Raw genomic sequence first — 18,361 nt, forward strand, 5'->3', positions numbered from 1 at the left:
CCTTTCTCGCCCCGGCTTCCCGCACATGACACTTTCCTTCGACGATATCCTCGCCGCTCAAGAGCGGTTGAAGGGTCATATCGAGCGCACCCCTTGCCGCCCGTCGAGGACGCTGTCGGAGATTACCGGCGCCCAGGTGTGGGTGAAGTTCGAGAACCTGCAGTTCACCGCCGCCTACAAGGAGCGCGGCGCGCTCAACAAGCTCCTGCAGCTCACCGAGGCCGAGAAGAAGCGCGGCGTGATCGCGGCCTCGGCCGGCAACCACAGCCAGGGGCTGGCCTACCACGCCGCGCGCCTGGGCATCCCGGTGACCATCGTCATGCCGCGCGGCACGCCGTTCGTGAAGGTGCAGCAGACCCGCGCCCACGGCGCCGACGTGGTCATCGACGGCGAGGGCTACGACGAGGCCTCGGCCTTCGCCATGAAGCTGCGCGACGACCGCGACATGGTGTTCGTCCACCCCTTCAACGACCTCGACGTCATGGCCGGCCAGGGCACGGTGGCGCTGGAGATGCTGGAGGACGCGCCGGACCTCGAGGTGCTGCCGATCCCGATCGGCGGCGGCGGGCTGATCGCCGGCATGGCCACGGCCGCCAGGCACGTGAAGCCGGACATCCGGATCGTCGGCCTGGAGCCGGCCATGTATCCGTCGTTCACCGCCAAGATGCGCGGCGTCAACGCCGGCGCGGCCACCGGCGGGGCGACCATCGCCGAGGGCATCGCCGTCAAGCAGGTGGGCGAGCTCAGCTACGCCGTCGCTCGGCCGATGATCGACGAGGTGCTGCTGATCGAGGAGCCGTTCTTCGAGCGCGCGGTGGCCCTCTACTGCAACGTCGAGAAGACCGTCACCGAAGGCGCCGGCGCGGCCTCGCTGGCCGCCCTGCTCGCCTATCCGGAGCGGTTCCGGGGCAAGAAGTGCGGCCTGGTGATCACCGGCGGCAACATCGACACCCGCCTGTTGGCCTCGGTGCTCACCCGCGAGCTGGTCCGCGAGCAGCGGATCGTCAGCCTGCGGATCATCGGCGACGACCGGCCGGGCCTGCTGGCCAACGTCTCCACCATCATCGGCCAGCTGGGCGCCAACATCATCGAGGTGGCGCACAACCGCCTCGCCCTGGACGTGCCGGCCAAGGGCGCGGAATTCGACCTGATGATCGAGACCCGCGACGCCCAGCACACCCAAGAGATCATGGACGCGCTGCGCGAGCGCGGCTATCCGCCGAGGGCTGTCTGACCCATGTTCCGTACCCTGACGATATTGGCCTGCGCCCTGGCGCTGGGCGCCTGCCACAAGACCCTTCCCGACCAGAGCGCGGCGGCGAAGACCTTCCTGGCGCAGAACGCCACCCAACCGGGCGTCCACGTGCTGCCGGACGGCCTGCAGTACAAGGTGGTCCGGTCCGGGCCCGCCGACGGCCTGCGGCCGCAGCGGATGGACGAGGTCAAGGTCCACTACGAAGGCAAGCTGATCAACGGCAAGGTGTTCGACTCGTCCTACGAGCGCGGCCAGCCGGCCTCCATGCCGCTGAAGGGCCTGATCCCCGGCTGGCAGGAGGCGCTGCAACTGATGCGGCCGGGTGACGAATGGGTCCTCTATGTCCCGCCGGCGCTGGGCTATGGCGACCAGGGCGCGGGCGGCGAGATCCCGCCCGGCGCGGCGCTGATCTTCCGCATCGAGCTGATCGACGTATTGCCCGGCGTCGGCCACATCCAGCAGGGCTGATTGGCAGCAGGGCTGATCCGCCGCTATTGGGTTTGCAGGGCGGCCGGGAACAGGTGGCGGATGTCCTTGGGCAACTGCATCATCAGCTTGCGGATCGAGTCCTTGCCCATCTGGTGCGACAGCGCCGTCAGCACGCCGCGAGTCGTCTCCGCCACGTCCAGCGGGTAGCTGGCGGGCAGCTTCTCCTCGACATGCAGCAGGAATTCCGAGGCCAGCCGCTCGCCGCTGGGACTTGCCGAGACCTTCCAGCCCTCGGTCATGAAGCCGCGCATCAGCATCGGCAGCTGGGCTGCGAAGTTCATCGCCTGGTCGGGCTCGAGGCGGTCGCGCAGGGCGTGCAGCACCGCCCGCGTCGCCTCGTAGGAGCGTTGGCGGTCCAGCGAGGCCAGTTCGGCCTCGACCTTCTTCAGCCAGAGGTTGGTCTCCTGAACCGTGGTGTCGAAGACAGGCAGACCGGTGACGCTCATGGAGCAGCTCCTCGTCCGGTGTGACGTCCTGCCAACCCGCGGCGGCGCCGTGCGTTCCGCCCGGGGGGCCAAATGTCGTCCGGCAGACCCAAACGACTTCGGGAACGCGGTCGCCCCGCCCCGCCTACAGCGCGCGGCGCATCCCGGCATGGCTCCGCTCGAAACCGAGGCGCTCGTAGAAGCGCTGGGCGTCGGTGCGGCTCGCGTGGGTGAACAGCTCGACGAAGCGGCAGCCGCGACGGCGGGCCTCGTCCATCGCCCATTCGATCATCGTGGCGCCCAGGCCCTGGCCGCGCCGGCCGGAGTTCACCCGCACCGCCTCGATCAGCGCCAGCTCCGCCCCCCGGTTGGAGAGCCCGGGGATGAAGGTCATCTGCAGCGTCCCCACCACCGCGCCCGAGGCGTCCTCGGCGACCGCCAGCAGGTTGCGGGGATCGGCGTCGATCTTCGCGAACGCCGCGAGGTAGGCCGGCAGCGGCGGGTCGCTCGCCCGTTCGCGGCTGGCGCCCAGATGGTCGTCGGCCAGCAGGGCGACGATGGCGGCCACGTCGTCGCGCCGCGCCTCGCGCAAGGTGATCGGTGCGATGCTCGGCATCTGGAGCCTCCCGGCGGCGATCTTCCCCACCGACCTAGCACATGGCGCTTTCCTTTGAGGCCTGGACGACGCGGGTCTATGCCATGCGCCATGGCCGAAGACCTGACGCCCGCCGCCCTCGACATCCTGCAGACCCTGGTGGCCTTCGACACCACGTCGCGGCTGTCGAACCTCGAACTGATCGCGTGGGTCGAGGCCTACCTCGACGGCCACGGGGTCCCGCACCGCCGGGTGCCGAACGCCGACGGCCGCAAATCCAACCTGATCGCCACCGTCGGGCCGGCGGTCGAAGGCGGCGTGGTGCTGTCCGGCCACACCGACGTGGTGCCGGTGGACGGCCAGCCGTGGACCTCGGACCCGTTCACCGTCACCGAGCGCGACGGGCGGCTCTATGGCCGCGGGACCTGCGACATGAAGGGCTTCCTGGCCCTAGCGCTGGCCGCCGTGCCGGGTCTGAAGGCCGCCGATCCGAAGCGGCCGGTGCACCTGGCCCTCTCCTACGACGAGGAGATCGGCTGCCTGGGCGCGCCCTCGATGATCGAGGTGATCGCCCGCGAATTCCCGAGGCCCGCGCTGGTGGTGGTCGGCGAACCCACCGACATGGTGGCGGTGAACGGCCACAAGGGGATCGCCACCTTCACGGTGACCGTCAACGGCCACGAGGCCCACTCCAGCCAGACCCAGCTCGGCGTCTCGGCGATCATGGAGGCCGTGCCGCTGATGGCCTCGCTGCGGGCGCTGGCCGAGCGGCTGGAGCACGACGCCGACCCGGCCTCGCCGTTCACGCCCAAGGGCGCGACCCTGACCATCGGGGTGGTGCACGGCGGCACCGCCGGCAACATCCTGGCCCGCGAGTGCCAGTTCCTGTTCGACCTGCGCTGTCCGCCGGGACTGGATCCGGACGCGATCCTGGCGCCCTTCCTCGCCCAGGCGCAGACGCTGAACCAGGCGCTGAAGGCGCGCTCGCCGGACGCGGGCGTCACGGTTCAGCGGCGCTCCAGCACCCCGCCGCTGTCGCCGGAGCCGAATGGCGTCGCGGAGGCCTTCGCCCGCCGCCTGGCCGGCGACAACGGACCCGCCCGCGCGGTGGCCTTCGCCGCCGAGGCCGGGCAGTTCCAGGAGGCCGGCTTCTCCACGGTGATCTGCGGGCCCGGCTCCATCGAGCAGGCGCACCAGGCCGACGAGTTCGTCGAGCTCTCTCAGATGCAGCGCGGCGCGGCCTTCATGGGTCGACTGATCGAGTGGGCCGCCGCCGGCGAATGACCACCCGGCGCTGGAACAGGTCGAGCGGGTTCCAGGTCATGGTCCGGGCGATCGCCCACGAGCCCACCGTGCGTTGCGCCTGGGCTTCGCGGCGGGCCTCCAGCGCGATCCGCAGGCCGCTTACCCCGGCCTTCAGCCCCCGCCAGGGCGCCGCCAGCTCGCCGCGCGTGGCGTGGCGGGCGAACAGCAGGGCGGTGGCGGCCACGTGCAGCGGCAGGGTCAGCCAGAACAGCACCGGCGGGGTGTTCTTGACGAACACCCACAGGCGATTGCGCGTGCCGTGGAAGACCGCGAAGTCGGAGCGCGGGCCGCCCGACGAGGCCGAGCCCACGTGCCGCACCACGGCGTCGGGGACGATCAGCGTCGGCTCGCCGCGCAGCTGCAGGCGGTAGCCGAGGTCGACGTCCTCGCAGTAGCAGAACAGCCGCTCGTCGAAGCCGCCCATCTCCAGGAACAGCGCCCGGTCGATCAGCATGGCCCCGCCGCAGGCCGAGAACGCCTCGCCGGGCGCCATCGGCCCGGGGTCCTTCTGCAGGTAGCCGCCGCGGAACGGAAAGCCCGCCGCCGCCATCACGTCGCCGAGGCCGTCGAGCCGGCCGGGGTCCTCGGCCAGCAGTTGCCGCGAGCCGAAGGTGTGGACGCCGGGGTTGGCCTCGGCCGCCGCCAGCAGGCGCGCCAGCCAGTCGGGCTCGGCGAAGGCGTCGGGGTTGATCAGCGCCAGCCATTGGCCGCGCCCGCGCCGCGCGCCCTGGTTCACCGCCGCCGCGAAGCCCAGGTTCTCAGTGTTGGCGATGAAGGTCAGCGTCGGGTCGGCCTGCGCCGCGGCCTGGGCGGCGCCGTCGCTGGAAGCGTTGTCGACCAGGATGACCTCGGTCCCGCGGAGCGTCTGGGCCTTCAGGGCCGCCAGGCACTGCGCCAGCAGCGGACCGCTCTCATAGGCGACCACGACCACGCTGACGCGCGGAGGAGGCTTGTCATTCGCGCCGACCCGCGCCATCCGAAGGGCTGCTCCTCATCCTGGGCCGACATGACGACGATCACGCCACTGGCGCTTCCCGAGGTCCTGCTTATCACGCCCCGCCGCCATGGCGATGCCCGCGGCTGGTTCGCCGAGACCTGGAGCCGCCGGAGCCTGGCGGAGGCCGGCGTCGACGCCGACTTCGTGCAGGACAACCAGGCCTACAACGCCCGCAAGGGCACCGTGCGCGGCCTGCACTTCCAGCAGGCGCCGCATCCGCAGGCCAAGCTGGTGCGGGTGGTGCGCGGCGCGATCTACGACGTGGCGGTGGACGTGCGCCCCGGCTCGCCGACCTTCGGCCGCTGGGTGGGGGCCGAGCTCACCGCGGCGGGCGGCGAGCAGCTGTTCGTGCCGCGCGGATTCGCCCACGGCTACTGCACCCTCACCGATGACTGCGAGCTGTTCTACAAGGTCGACGGCCTCTACGCCCCGCAGACCGAGGGCGGCGTGGCGTGGAACGACCCCGACCTCGCCATCGACTGGCCGCTGGCCGGCGAGCCGGTGCTGTCCGACAAGGACCAGGCGCTGCCGACCCTCAAGGACATGCCGCAGGCGAAATTCTGATGGGTGTCGGGCGCGAGCCCGACGCATGACAGGTCGCGCTAACCCGCTCCCAGTCATCCCCGCGAAAGCGGGGACCCAGGTGTTTATGTTCTCGACCGGTGATCCAGGTGCGGTCCGTCGACGGTGACGCAAAAGCCTGGGTCCCCGCTTTCGCGGGGATGAGCGGATTTGGGGGCGGATACCCTCAGCAACGCCTCATCCCACGCTTACGCGGGATGGCCTTCTCCCACGGGGACGTCGGACCATTCCGCGCGAACCTGCTCGTCCGTCTCTGACGGCGCCCGCTCCGCCCGCAACGCCTCGAACGGCTCCGCGTCCAGCAGCCGCGACAGCGCCCACACCGCCGCGCCGCGGACCAGGGGCGCGGGATCGTCCAAGAGCCGGCGCGCCTCGGCCGCCAGGGCCGGCTCGGCGGAGTTGCCGATGGCGTAGAGCACGTTGCGCAGGAAGCGGTCGCGGCCGATGCGCTTGATCGGGCTCTTGGAGAACAGGGCGCGGAACGCCGGATCGTCCAACCGCGAGAGCTCGGCCAGCGAGGGCGCCCGCAACGCCTCGCGGGCGTGCAGCTTCTGCTCGGCCGACTGTTGGGCGAACTTGTTCCACGGGCAGACCGCCAGGCAGTCGTCGCAGCCGTAGATCCGATTGCCGAGCGCGGCGCGGAATTCGGGCGGGATCGGGCCCTTCAGCTCGATGGTCAGGTAGGAGATGCAGCGCCGGGCATCGAGCTGGAAGGGCGCGGGAAAGGCCTGGGTTGGGCAGACCTCCAGACAGGCGGTGCAGCTGCCGCAATGGACGGCCTCGACCGGGTCCGGCGTCAGGTCGAGCGTGGTCAGGATCGAGCCGAGGAACAGCCAGGAGCCGAACTCGCGGCTGACCAGGTTGGTGTGGCGGCCCTGCCAGCCGAGGCCCGCGCGCTCGGCCAGGGGCTTTTCCAGCAGCGGCGCGGTGTCGACGAACACCTTCAGCTGCCCCCCGAACCGGGCCTGCAGCCAGCCGCCCAGCTGCTTCAGCCGGCCCTTGATCAGCTCGTGGTAGTCGTCGCCCTGGGCGTAGACGCTGATCGCCGCCCGCGTCGGCTGCTCGAGGATCGCCAGCGGATCGGCGTCGGGGCCGTAGTTCATGCCCAGCACGACGGCCGAGCGGGCCTCGGTCCACATGGCCCGCGGGTGCGCCCGGCGTTCGGCGGTCTCGGCCATCCAGCCCATCTCGCCGTGGCGACCGGCGTCGATGAATTCGGCGAGCCGGCCGGCGGCTGGCCAGGCGGCGTCGAGATCGGTGAAGCGGCAAAGGTCGAAGCCGAGGGCCTTGGCCTCGGCGCGGATCAGGTCTTCAGGTCGTTCAGAAGTCGAGATCGTCATATTGCTTGGCGGGCGTCAGGCCCGGCCAGCGGTCCAGCAGCAGCGGCCGGAAACACGGCCGGGATTTCAGCTTCATGTACCAGGTCTTCACGGCAGGGAAGTCGGCCCAGGGCACGTCGCCGAAATAGTCGATCACCGACAGATGGGCGGCGGCGGCGAAATCCGCCAGGGAGAGCCGCTTGCCGGCCAGCCACTCGCGGTCCTGCAGCAGCTTGTCGATGTAGAACAGGTGGTTCTTCAGGCCCTCGCGGCCCTGGCGCAGGTTGGCCAGCTCCGGGGCGCCCAGGCCTAGCAGCCGCTTCTCCATCTTCTCGTGCAGGATGTAGCCGCCGGCCTCGAACTCGAACTTGCGGTCGAACCACTGCAGCAGGCGGCGCGCCTCCGCTCGTTCGGCCGGCTCGCGGCCGAGCAGGGCGGGCTCGGGGGCGCTCTCCTCCAGGTGGTCGAGGATGGCGCGGCTCTCGCAGAGCACCAGCTGCGCCTCGCCGCGGGTCTCCACCAGCACCGGCGTCAGGCCCGACGGATTGAGCGCGGTCAGCTCCTTCGGCCGTTCCCAGTAGCGCACCTGCACGTCGGTGAACGGCAGCCGCTTCTCGCCCAGCACCAGGCGCACCTGGCGCGAGGCGGGATCGAGCGGGAAGTGGTGAAGGGTGCGTTCGACGCTCATGTCCGGGCTAACGCGCGAGTTGCGTGGGGGATTCGCCGGGGCGAATCGGCTGGGCCCCAACAGACGCCTGAGCCCTTAAGGGCGCGTTTACTGCGCCTGCGCGCGGGCGGCTTCGGCGAAGGCGCCGCCGTGCGGCTCGGCCCGACCGCGGGGGTCGGCGTGGATGATGATGTCCGCCGAAGGGAACACCTCCAGCAGCCGCTTCTCCGCCGCCACGATCACCTCGTGCGCCGATTCCAGCGTCAGCTCGGGGTCGAGGTCGACGTGCATCTGCATGTGGATGAACGGGCCGGAGGCGCGGGTGCGCAGCTGGTGGACGTCGGTGAGCCGGCGGTCCTGGGTCATCAGCTGGACGATGGTGGCGCGGGCCTCGTCCGAAAGCTCGTGGTCCATCAGCTGGCCCGAGGCCTCGCGGAACACGCCGACCGCGCCCCACAGCAGCAGGGCGGCGACGATCAGGGCGGAGATGGCGTCGAGCCCGTTCAGCCCCAGCCAGGCCGAGGCGCCGATGCCGGCGAGGGCGATTACGTTGGAGGCCAGGTCCGAGGCGTAGTGGGCGCGGTCGCCGGAGACCGCCACCGAGGAGGTCTGCCGCAGCACCCGGGTCTGGGCGACGATCAGGAGGCCGGTGAGGGCGGTGGAGACCAGCATCACCACGATCGCCCAGCCCTCCGACTTCAGCGGCTGCGGTTCGAGCAGGTGGCCGACGGCTTCGCGGGCGATCAGGGCGGCGGAGGCGAACACCAGACCCCCCTGCACCAGGCTGGCGAAGGCCTCGGCCTTGCCGTGGCCGAAGCGGTGCTCGGCGTCCGGCGGCGCCACCGCGTAGCGGACCGCGAAGAAAGTGGCGAGCGAGGCGACCAGGTCGAGGCCGGAATCCGCCATCGAGGCCAGCAGGGCCACGGAGCCGGACGCCAGCCAGGCGGCGACCTTGATGGTCACCAGGATGGTGGCGGTGGCCACCGACAGCAGGGTCACCCGCCGGGTCAGCGCCGCGGTCTCCGCCGCGGCCATGCCATGTATCGTGCTCATCGGGCCGGAAGTTAGCGCCGCCGAAGCCCCAGGCCAGCGCGAACGACTCTCAGCTTAGGCCGCCACCTGCGGCAGCGGCCCGACGTAGCGCGACTGCGGGCGAATCAGCCGGCCGCCGGCCAGCTGTTCGCGGGCGTGGGCGATCCAGCCCGCCACCCGGCCCATGGCGAAGACGCAGGTGAAGGTCGACGGCGGCAGGCCGAGCGCTTCCAGTAGCAGGGCGGTGTAGAACTCGACGTTGGTGTCGAGCGGGCGGTTGGGCTTCTTCTCGCGCAGGATGGCCAGGGCGGCGCTCTCCACCGCCTCGGCGAAGGCCAGGCGGCCGGGCCGGACGTTGGAGCCGTCGCTGAGCCGCCCGACGGCGCGCTTCAGGGCGTCGGCGCGGGGATCGCGCACCCGGTAGACCCGATGGCCGAAGCCCATCAGCCGGTCGCCGCGGGCCAGCGCCGCCTCAAGCCAGGCCCGCGCATTGGCGGGCTCGCCGATGGCGTCCAGCATGTCGATCACCGGGCCCGGCGCGCCGCCGTGCAGCGGCCCCTTCAGGGCGCTGATCCCGCCGAGCACCGCCGAGGTCAGGCCGGCGCGGGTGGAGGCGATCACCCGGGCCGCGAAGGTCGAGGCGTTGAGGCCGTGGTCGCTGACCGTCACCAGGTAGGCGTCCAGCGCCTCGGCTTCGGCGCGGGTCGCCGGGCGGCCCCGGGTCATGCGCAGGATGTCGGCGGCGTGGCTGAGCGCGGGATCGGGCCGCACCGGCGCCTCGCCGGCCTGGGCGCGCACCACCGCGGCGGTGAACACCGCCGGCGCGGCCAGCAGCCGGAACGCCACCTCGAGGTCGTCGCCGTCGGCCAGCCGGGCGGTGAGCGCCCGCATGGCCTCGATCGGCGTGCGGTCCAGCAGGCCGGTGTCGAGGGCCGCCACCTCGGCGAACACCGCCAGCCGGGCCGCGCCCAGGGCTGGCCCGAAGTCGGCCGGCAGGTCGTCGAAGAAGCCGTCGAACAACAGCCGCGCCACCTCCTCGAAGCGGGTGCGCCCGGCGAGCTCGTCCAATGAGCGGCCGCGGATGATCAGCCGCCCCGCCTGCCCGTCGACCTCCGAGAGCACGGTCTCGGCCGCAACGACGTCTTCCAGGCCATCCGACATGGCGTCCTCCAAACTGGCTTGCCGCCGCCTAGATTTGTCGGCAACCTTCCTCAGTCAATCTTGATCAATGTAATCAACGTATGCCTTCGCCTGACTGGATCGCCGCCGAGGAAGCCCGTGACCGTCTCGGCGTGCGGCCGCAGACCCTCTACGCCTATGTGAGCCGCGGGCGGGTGCAGGTGCGGCCCGATCCGCACGATCCGCGGCGCAGCCTCTATCGGGCGGCCGACATCGCCGCGCTCACCCAGCGCAAGGCCCGCAGCCGCAAGGTGTCGGAGGTCGCCGCCGGCGCGATCGCCTGGGGCGAGCCGGTGCTGGAATCGCAGATCACCACGGTGAGCGGCGGGCGGCTGTTCTACCGCGGCCGCGACGCCATCAAGCTGGCCGAGACCGAGACCCTGGAGGCGGTGGCGCGCCTGCTGCGCGGCGGCCATGGCGCGGCGCTGAAGCGCACCGAACGTCCGGTCCCGCCGAGGGCGGAGGACATGCGCACCCGCGCCTTTCTGGCGCTGGCGGCGCGGGCCGGGACCGACCCGCCGGCCCGCGGCCGCAACGCCCTGGCGCTGGCGGTGGAGGCCGCGACCCTGCTGGACGTGCTGACCGACGCCGTGGCCGGCGAGGTCGGCGGCGGGGCGATCCACAACCGGCTGGCGCTGGCCTGGGGCCTGGGTCCCGGCGGCCCCGGCGCGGACCTGATCCGCCGCGCCCTGGTGCTGGTGGCGGACCACGAGCTGAACGCCTCGGCCTTTTCGGCGCGGGTGGCGGCGTCCACCGGAGCCTCGCTGTCGGCGGCGGCGCTGGCCGGGCTGGCGACGCTGTCCGGGCCGCGGCACGGCGGGGCGACGGCGGCGGTGCGCACCTTCGCCCGCGAGGCGGCCCAACTCGGCCCGCGCGCCGCCATCGCCAACCGGCTGGTGGAGGACCGCGCCCTGCCGGGCTTCGGCCACGCCCTCTATCCCGACGCCGACCCGCGGGCCGCCGCCCTGCTGGAGCGGTTCGACGCGCCGCCGGAATTGGCCGCCCTGCGCCAGGCTGTGGAGGCCGCGGCGGGCCTGGCGCCCAACGTCGACTTCGCGCTGATGGCGATCTGCGAGGCGTTGCGGCTGCCGCAGGATGCGCCGTTCGCCCTGTTCGCGGTGGCCCGCTGCGCCGGCTGGATCGCCCACGCCCTGGAGCAGGGCCAGGCCGACACCCTGATCCGGCCCCGCGCCCGCTACGTCGGACCGGAGCCGGAGTTCGGCTAGCTCAGTCCGAGAAGAACTCGTTCCTGGCGTGCATCATGGCGGTGATCAGCTGCCGCTCCCCAGCATCGAGACAGGGGTTCCAGATGTCGAAGATCAGGATCACCCGAAGCGCGTCGGCGTCGTTCCAGGCCTCGTGCTCGATGGTGTCGTCGAACACCCAGGCCTCGCCCATCTTCCAGGTGCGCGTCTCGTTGCCGACCCGAAACCGCGCCGGTCCCGGCAGGATCAGCGGCAGATGGACCAGCAGGCGAGCGTTGGTGGAGCCGGTGTGCGGCGGAATGTGGGTGCGCGCGTCCAGCGCCGAGAAAACCGCCGTGGGCGCGAACCCCGGCTGGGCCGCCATGGGCAGGCTCTCCAGCAGGGCCGCCGTGTCCGGGCAGACGGCGCAGGCGGCGTCCTGCTTCACCCCGTCCTTCCAGAGGAAAAGCGAGCTCCATCGGCGCGAATGGTTGAGCTCGCCCCACTGGTTGACCGGCGCGCCCGGCGGATAGGCGATGTAGGGCACGAAGCCGTCGGCGGCCTCGGCCAGGGCTGTCTGAAGCTCAGCCTGGATGGTCGCGGTCGCCGCTTCCAGCACCGGCAGCCACGGAAACTCGGCGCGGTCGTGGAACGGGATCGCCGGCAAGCCCGGATAGTGCAGCAGCAGCGGCTCCTGGGTGTAGGCCTGTGTCCTGCCGGAGAAGATCGACAGCGACTCCTCGAATCGGCGCCGTCCGGGCAGGGAAACCTCGACGGCCACCCCCGCCAGGCGCTCGCGGAGGTAAGCCTCAAGGGCGTCGGCGGTGCGCGCCACCACCGCCCGGGCCCGGGCGGTGGGCGGGCCAAGCTGCGGCGGCATCGCCGGTGGCGCCGGCGCGATCTTCAGGGCGTTCCGGTAGATCTGCGCAGCCGCCCGCTCCCCCGACAGCTTCTCGACCAGAGCACCCTTCGAAAGCAGGGCGAAATAGTCGTAGGGATCGATCGCCAGCGCCTCGTCCAGCGCCTCCACGGCGCCGGCCAGATCGCCGGCCGCGCGGCGGACGACGGCCTTCTGCACCTTCAGGTCGACGCCGGTAGCGCCGCCCGCCTCCGCCTCGGCGATCAGCGAAAGCGCCCCGACGAGGTCGCCGCGGCGCAGCGCGTCGTGGGCGCGCGCGCTGAGCCGTTCATGTAGCGTTGTGGCGGAGCTCACCCCTCAGGGACGTCGCCGAACGCCGTTACCCCCTCCTGCGGGCCGGCCAGTGGCGCTCAGGCGCGCAGGGGCGCCGACTCCTCCGCCTCCAGCCCATGCGTCAGGCGCCCGACCATCTCCTTCGGGGTCACCTGCCAGAACCGCTCCAGCGCCCGGTCCCAGTCGCGGAGCAGCTCGTCGGCCAGGCCCGACCCGGTCTCGCGGGCGTGCTCCTCGACCAGGTCGCGCAGGACCCCGGCCCAGTGGCTGGAGGCCAGGCGGCCGACCACCACGCTCTCGGGATTGAGCGCGGTGCGGAAGCTGCCGTCGGCGTCGTAGACGAAGGCCATCCCGCCGGTCATCCCGGCGGCGAAGTTGAAGCCGACGGGTCCGAGGATCACCGCCTGGCCGCCGGTCATGTATTCGAGGCCGTTGGCGCCGCAGCCCTCGACCACGGCGGTGGCGCCGGAGTTTCGCACCGCGAACCGCTCGCCCGCCAGGCCGGCGGCGAACAGCCGCCCGGAGGTCGCGCCGTAGAGCACGGTGTTGCCGAGGATGGCGTTGGCCTCCGGCCGCGCCAGGTGGCCGGAGGGGCGGATGACGATGGTCGCGCCGGACAGGCCCTTGCCGACGTAGTCGTTGGCCTCGCCGGTCAGCTCGATGCGCAGGCCCTGCACGGCGAAGGCGCCCAGGCTCTGGCCGCCGGAGCCGCGCAGCTGCACCGTGAGGTGGCCCGGTGCGAGGCCGGTCATGCCGAACTTGCGCACGATGTGCGAGGAGGTCCGCGTGCCGATCGCCCGCTGGGTGTTCTGCACCGTGTAGGTGAGCTGCATCTTCTCGCCGCGCTCCAGCATGGGCGCGGCGTCGCGGACGATCTGGGCGTCGAGGGTGTCGGGCACCTCGTTGCGGCCGGCCACCGTGCAGTAGGACTTGTTGAGGCCCGGGTCGGCCTTCACCAGCAGCGGGTTGAGGTCGAGGTCGTCCAGGTGCTCGCCGCCGCGCGACACCTGCATCAAGAGGTCGGTGCGCCCGACGATGTCCTGCAGCGAGCGCACGCCCAGCTGGCCGAGGATCTCGCGGACCTCCTCGGCGATGAAGGTGAAGAGGTTGATCACCTTCTCCGGCGAGCCGGAGAACTTCGCGCGCAGCGCCTCGTCCTGGGTGCAGACCCCCACCGGGCAGGTGTTGGAATGGCACTGGCGGACCATGATGCAGCCCATGGCGATCAGGCTGGCCGTGCCGATGCCGAACTCCTCCGCGCCCAGCATGGCGGCGATCACCACGTCGCGGCCGGTGCGGATGCCGCCGTCGGTGCGCAGCCGCACCGAGTGGCGCAGGTTGTTCAGGGTCAGCACCTGGTTGGCCTCCGACAGGCCCATCTCCCACGGCCCGCCGGCGTACTTGATCGAGGTCTGGGGCGAGGCGCCGGTGCCGCCGACGTTGCCGGAGATCAGGATCACGTCTGCTTTGGCCTTGGCGACGCCCGCGGCGATCGCCCCGATGCCGGTCATCGCCACCAGCTTCACGGTCACCCGGGCGTCCGGGTTGATCTGCTTCAGGTCGTAGATGAGCTGGGCCAGGTCCTCGATCGAATAGATGTCATGGTGCGGCGGCGGGCTGATCAGCATCACGCCGGGGGTGGCGTGGCGCAGCTTGGCGATCAGCTCGGTGACCTTGAAGCCGGGCAGCTGGCCGCCTTCTCCCGGCTTCGCCCCCTGGCTGACCTTGATCTCGATCTCGCGGCACTGGTTCAGGTACTCGGCGGTGACGCCGAACCGCCCCGAGGCGATCTGCTTGACGGCCGAGTTGGGGTTGTCGCCGTTCGGCAGCGGCTTGTAGCGGGCGGAGTCCTCGCCGCCCTCGCCAGAGACCGACTTGGCGCCGATCCGGTTCATGGCGATGTTGAGCACGCCGTGCGCCTCGGGGCTCAGCGCCCCCATGCTCATGCCCGGCGTCAGGAAGCGCTTCCTGATCTCGTTGACGCTCTCGACCTCCTCCAGCGGCACGGCCTTGCCGTCGGCCCGCCAGTCCAGCAGGTCGCGCAGCTGGATGGTCGGCAGGGTGCGCATGCCCTCGGAGAAGCGCTTGTAGGCCTGGTAGTCGCCGCGGTCGCAGGCGGCCTGCAGGGTGTGGATCATCCGCGCCTCGAAGGCGTGGGCCTCGCCCGCCCGGCGCGCCTTGTAGAAGCCGCCCACCGGCAGGCTGAGCGCCGCCGGATCCCAGGCGCGGCGGTGCAGCTCGACGGCCTTGGACTCGATGCCGGCCAGGCCGATGCCGGAGATGCGCGACGGCATGCCGGGGAAGAACTCGGCCACCAGGGCGCGCGACAGGCCGACCGCCTCGAAGTTCAGGCCGCCGCGGTAGGACGAGATCACCGAGATGCCCATCTTGGCGATGATCTTCAGCAGGCCGGTCTCGATGGCGGTCTTGTAGTTCACGCACAGCTCGCGGAGCGACAGCTCTCCGGTGAGGCCGCGCTCCATCCGGTCGACGAAGCTCTCCTGCGCCAGGTAGGCGTTGATCGCCGTGGCGCCAGCGCCGACCAGGACGGCGAAATAGTGGGTGTCCAGGCACTCGGCCGAGCGGACGATGATCGAGACGTAGGACCGCAGCCCCTTGCCCACCAGCCAGGCGTGGACGCCGCCGGTGGCCAGGATCAGCGGCAGGGCCACCCGGTCGGGCCCGGTGGCCAGGTCGGACAGCACGATGGTCGAGCAGCCGCGCAGGGCGGCGTCCTCGGCCTCCGAACGGATGCGGTCGAGGTTGGCGCGCAGGGCGTCGCCGGGCCGCGATTCCTCCGCCGGGATCGGCATGGTGCAGTCGACGACGGCGACGTTCTTCTCGCCGATCACCCCGGCCACGCGCTCGTACATGCCGGTGGTCAGCACCGGCGAGTTCAGCACGAAGACATCGGTCTGGGTCTCGTCCTCGGCCAGGATGTTGCCGAGGTTCTTGAACCGGGTCTTCAGGCTCATGACGCCGGTCTCGCGCAGCGAGTCGATCGGCGGGTTGGTCACCTGGCTGAAGTTCTGCCGGAAGAAGTGGCTGAGCGGCCGATAGTCCTTCGACAGCACCGCCAGCGGGGTGTCGTCGCCCATCGAGCCGATCGCTTCCTTGGCGTCCTCGACCATCGGGGCGAGGATCAGCTCGAGGTCTTCCAGGCTGAGGCCGGCGGCGGCCTGGCGGCGGACCAGCTCCTCGCGGCCCCACAGGCGCTGCTCCGGCCCGGGGCCGATGCGCTCTTCCAGCTCGACGATGTTGCCGAGCCACTTCTCATAGGGGTGCTGGGCGGCGAGGCGGTCGATGATCTCCTCTTCGCCGTAGAGCCGGCCTTCCACCAGGTCGACGGCCAGCATCCGGCCGGGGGCGATGTGCGCCTTGCGAACGATGCGCGCCTCCTCGACGCGGCACATGCCGGCCTCCGAGCCGACGATCAGCAGGCCGTCGGAGGTGTGGGCGACGCGCAGCGGCCGCAGCCCGCTGCGGTCCTTGCCGGCGATGACCCAGCGGCCGTCGGTGGCGCAGACCGCGGCCGGCCCGTCCCAGGGCTCCATCACCGAGTTGCAGTAGGAGAACAGCGCCCGGTGCGAGCGCTTGATCTGAGCTTCGGTGCGCCCGTTCCAGGCCTCCGGGATCAGCAGGGTCTTGGCCATCGGCGCGTCGCGGCCGGCGCGGACCAGCACCTCGAAGGTGTTGTCGAGCGCCGCCGAGTCGGAGCCGCCCGGCTGGATCACCGGCTTCACGTCGTCGCCGAGCTCGCCGAAGGCCTGGGCCGCCATGCGGATCTCGTGGGACTTCATCCAGCCCACGTTGCCCTTCAAGGTGTTGATCTCGCCGTTGTGGGCCAGCATCCGGAACGGCTGCGCCAGCCGCCACTCCGGAAAGGTGTTGGTGGAATAGCGCTGGTGGAACACGGCGACGGCGGCGGTGAACCGCGGGTCGGTCAGGTCTGGGTAGAACTCGTCGATGTGCTCGGCGAGGAACATCCCCTTGTAGATCAGCGACCGGGCCGACAGGGAGCAGATGTAGAAGTGCTGGATGTTGGCCTGGGCGACGCGCTTCTCGATGCGCTTGCGGCACAGGAACAGCGCGCGCTCCAGCGCCTCGCCCTCCATGCCGGCGGGCGGCGAGAGCATGATCTGCTCGATCTCGGGACGGGTGGCGTTGGCCTTCTCGCCGATCACCCGGTTGTCGGTGGGCACCTGGCGCCAGCCGTAGATGTAGAAGCCGAAGCGCAGGGCCTCCGCCTCGACGATGGTCCGGGCGGTCTCCTGGGCGGCCAGGTCGGTGCGCGGCAGGAAGACCTGGCCCACGGCGATCGGGCCCGGCCGCACCTTGTGGCCGATGCGCGCCACCTGGTCGGCGAAGAAGTCCTGCGGCACGGAGACCAGCACGCCGGCGCCGTCGCCGGTCTTGCCGTCGGCGTCCACGGCGCCGCGGTGCCAGACCGCCTTCAGCGCGCGGATCGCCAGCTCCACCACCTCGCGGCGCGGCTTGCCGTCGATGGCGCAGACCAGGCCGACGCCGCAGGCGTCGCGCTCGCTGGAGGGATCGTAGGCGCCGCCGTCGATCAGCTTCTGGCGGTTGGAAAGGTAGAGCTGGGTTTCGTCCATCGGGCTCACTCCGCCGCCATCAGCGCGTCGGCGCCGGTCTGGGCTTCGAGGTATCGGTGCATGGCCTCGGCCGCATCGCGGCCGTCGCGGATCGCCCAGACCACCAGGCTCGCCCCACGCACGATGTCGCCGGCGGCGAACACGCCGGGCAGCGAGGTCATCATGCTGCGGAAGTCGGCCTTCAGCGTGCCCCAGCGGGTGACCTTGAGCTCGTCCGCGGCAAAGGCCGTGGGCAGGTCCTCGGGGTCGAAGCCCAGGGCCTTGATGACCAGGTCGGCCTTGAGGTCGAAGTCCGCGCCCTCGACCTCCTCCGGCGCCTGGCGCCCGGACGCGTCGGGCGGGCCCAGGCGCATGCGCACGGCGCGGACGCCCGCAGCCTTCAGCGCCTCGCCGCTCACCGCCCGCGGCGCGGCCAGCCATTCGAACACCACGCCCTCTTCCTCGGCGTGGGCCACCTCGCGGGCCGAGCCCGGCATGTTGGCCTTGTCGCGGCGGTAGAGGCAGGTGACCGAGGCGGCGCCCTGGCGCACGGCGGTGCGCACGCAGTCCATGGCGGTGTCGCCGCCGCCCACCACCACCACGTGCCGGCCCGCGGCGTTCAGCCGGCCGCTTTCGTAGTCCGGCACCCGGTCGCCCAGGCCCTGGCGGTTGGAGGCGATCAAATAGTCCAGCGCCGGCACGACGCCTTCCGAGCCCGCGCCCGGCACGGCGAGGTCGCGGGGCTTGTAGACCCCGGTGGCGACCAGGACGCTGTCGTGGCGCGCGCGCAGCTCGGCGAGGGTGGCGTCGCGGCCGACCTCGAAGTTCAGCCGGAATTCGATGCCGCCGTCGGCCAGCCGGCGGGTGCGGCGCTCGACGACCTCCTTCTCCAGCTTGAAGCCGGGGATGCCGTAGATCAGCAGGCCGCCGGCGCGGTCGTGGCGGTCGTAGACGGTGACCGCGTAGCCCAGCTCGCGCAGCCGCTCGGCGGCGGCGAGGCCGGCCGGGCCCGCGCCGACGATCCCCACCGACTGGCCGCGGTCGGCGCCGGCGAGCAGGGGCTGGACCCAGCCTTCCTCCCAGGCCTTGTCGCTCAGGTACTTCTCCACCGCGCCGATGGTCACGGTGCCGTGGCCGGACTGTTCGATGACGCAGTTGCCCTCGCACAGCCGGTCCTGCGGGCAGATGCGGCCGCAGATCTCCGGCATGGAATTGGTCGCCTGGGAGAGGGCGTAGGCTTCCTGCAGCCGGCCCTGAGCGGTCATCCGCAGCCAGTCGGGGATGTTGTTGTGCAGCGGACAATGGGTCTGACAGAACGGCACGCCGCACTGCGAGCAGCGCGAGGCCTGCTCGGAGGCCTTGGCGTCGATGAAGTCCGCATAGATCTCGTGGAAGTCGCCGGTGCGCGCGTCCGCCGCGCGCTTCGACGGCGTCGTCCGGGGTGTGGTCGTGAACTTCAGCATCCGCTCGGCCATGGACGAGGCTCCTTCCGCAGCCGCCATTTAGAGGCGTGGCGACGAGCAGGAAAGCAGATGGTCCAATTCCAAG

The 18,361-nt window shown here is 71.5% G+C and carries 15 protein-coding genes; 5 read left to right on the top strand and 10 right to left on the bottom strand.

Features of this window, described 5'->3' with window-relative positions:
* Positions 1-25 precede the first annotated feature (25 nt).
* A complete protein-coding gene (locus DJ021_RS07390) occupies positions 26-1,234 on the top strand; it encodes a threonine ammonia-lyase (RefSeq protein ID WP_111456931.1) in 1,209 nt (402 codons plus the stop codon).
* A gap of 3 nt (positions 1,235-1,237) precedes the next feature.
* Positions 1,238-1,723: a BamJ family beta-barrel-assembly machinery protein gene (gene bamJ / locus DJ021_RS07395; RefSeq protein ID WP_111456932.1), complete on the top strand. Its 486-nt coding sequence runs from the start codon at positions 1,238-1,240 to the stop codon at positions 1,721-1,723.
* A gap of 23 nt (positions 1,724-1,746) precedes the next feature.
* On the opposite strand, the gene DJ021_RS07400 is transcribed toward bamJ, so the two are convergent.
* The gene (locus DJ021_RS07400; RefSeq protein WP_111456933.1) at positions 1,747-2,190 is read right to left on the bottom strand and encodes a DUF2267 domain-containing protein; all 444 of its coding nucleotides are present in this window, start codon (positions 2,188-2,190) and stop codon (positions 1,747-1,749) included.
* Positions 2,191-2,314: 124 nt separating this feature from the next.
* A complete protein-coding gene (locus DJ021_RS07405) occupies positions 2,315-2,785 on the bottom strand; it encodes a GNAT family N-acetyltransferase (protein WP_243625924.1) in 471 nt (156 codons plus the stop codon).
* Between the two features lie 90 nt (positions 2,786-2,875).
* Between DJ021_RS07405 and argE the strand changes: the two genes are divergently transcribed.
* Positions 2,876-4,048, top strand: coding sequence for an acetylornithine deacetylase (gene argE, locus DJ021_RS07410; protein WP_111456934.1), 1,173 nt, complete (start codon positions 2,876-2,878; stop codon positions 4,046-4,048).
* Here argE and DJ021_RS07415 read toward each other — a convergent pair.
* Positions 4,008-5,045, bottom strand: a complete 1,038-nt coding sequence (locus DJ021_RS07415) for a glycosyltransferase family 2 protein (RefSeq protein ID WP_111456935.1) — start codon at positions 5,043-5,045, stop codon at positions 4,008-4,010. The two genes, argE and DJ021_RS07415, sit on opposite strands and share 41 nt — an antisense overlap.
* Before the next feature lie 30 nt (positions 5,046-5,075).
* On the opposite strand from DJ021_RS07415, the gene rfbC reads away from it, so the two are divergent.
* Positions 5,076-5,630 carry a dTDP-4-dehydrorhamnose 3,5-epimerase gene (gene rfbC, locus DJ021_RS07420; protein ID WP_111456936.1) on the top strand — a complete coding sequence of 185 codons (555 nt, stop codon included), beginning with the start codon at positions 5,076-5,078 and terminating at the stop codon, positions 5,628-5,630.
* 206 nt (positions 5,631-5,836) lie between these two features.
* Here the strand turns inward: rfbC and queG are convergent, their stop codons facing one another.
* From queG to DJ021_RS07440, 4 genes are all read right to left on the bottom strand, one after another.
* Positions 5,837-6,988, bottom strand: coding sequence for a tRNA epoxyqueuosine(34) reductase QueG (queG, locus tag DJ021_RS07425; protein WP_111456937.1), 1,152 nt, complete (start codon positions 6,986-6,988; stop codon positions 5,837-5,839).
* Positions 6,969-7,655, bottom strand: a complete 687-nt coding sequence (gene fzlA, locus DJ021_RS07430) for an FtsZ-binding protein FzlA (protein ID WP_111456938.1) — start codon at positions 7,653-7,655, stop codon at positions 6,969-6,971. Before fzlA ends, queG begins: the two co-directional genes overlap by 20 nt.
* Positions 7,656-7,742: 87 nt before the next feature.
* The gene (locus tag DJ021_RS07435) at positions 7,743-8,687 is read right to left on the bottom strand and encodes a cation diffusion facilitator family transporter (RefSeq protein WP_111456939.1); all 945 of its coding nucleotides are present in this window, start codon (positions 8,685-8,687) and stop codon (positions 7,743-7,745) included.
* Between the two features lie 54 nt (positions 8,688-8,741).
* On the bottom strand, positions 8,742-9,827 hold the full coding sequence (locus tag DJ021_RS07440; protein WP_111456940.1) for a citrate synthase/methylcitrate synthase: 1,086 nt from the start codon (positions 9,825-9,827) through the stop codon (positions 8,742-8,744).
* An 80-nt stretch (positions 9,828-9,907) separates the two neighbouring features.
* Between DJ021_RS07440 and DJ021_RS07445 the strand changes: the two genes are divergently transcribed.
* Positions 9,908-11,071: a citrate synthase gene (locus tag DJ021_RS07445; protein WP_111456941.1), complete on the top strand. Its 1,164-nt coding sequence runs from the start codon at positions 9,908-9,910 to the stop codon at positions 11,069-11,071.
* Position 11,072: 1 nt separating this feature from the next.
* Here the strand turns inward: DJ021_RS07445 and DJ021_RS07450 are convergent, their stop codons facing one another.
* Genes DJ021_RS07450 through DJ021_RS07460 form a run of 3 tightly spaced genes read right to left on the bottom strand, consistent with a single transcriptional unit; the run spans position 11,073 to position 18,288 of the window.
* The gene (locus tag DJ021_RS07450) at positions 11,073-12,242 is read right to left on the bottom strand and encodes an aspartyl/asparaginyl beta-hydroxylase domain-containing protein (protein WP_111456942.1); all 1,170 of its coding nucleotides are present in this window, start codon (positions 12,240-12,242) and stop codon (positions 11,073-11,075) included.
* Between the two features lie 56 nt (positions 12,243-12,298).
* The gene (gene gltB / locus DJ021_RS07455) at positions 12,299-16,834 is read right to left on the bottom strand and encodes a glutamate synthase large subunit (protein WP_111456943.1); all 4,536 of its coding nucleotides are present in this window, start codon (positions 16,832-16,834) and stop codon (positions 12,299-12,301) included.
* A gap of 5 nt (positions 16,835-16,839) precedes the next feature.
* Positions 16,840-18,288 carry an NAD(P)-dependent oxidoreductase gene (locus tag DJ021_RS07460; protein WP_111456944.1) on the bottom strand — a complete coding sequence of 483 codons (1,449 nt, stop codon included), beginning with the start codon at positions 18,286-18,288 and terminating at the stop codon, positions 16,840-16,842.
* Between the last annotated feature and the right edge of the window lie 73 nt (positions 18,289-18,361).

The sequence above is a fragment of the Phenylobacterium hankyongense genome (assembly GCF_003254505.1).
Classification (GTDB): domain Bacteria; phylum Pseudomonadota; class Alphaproteobacteria; order Caulobacterales; family Caulobacteraceae; genus Phenylobacterium; species Phenylobacterium hankyongense.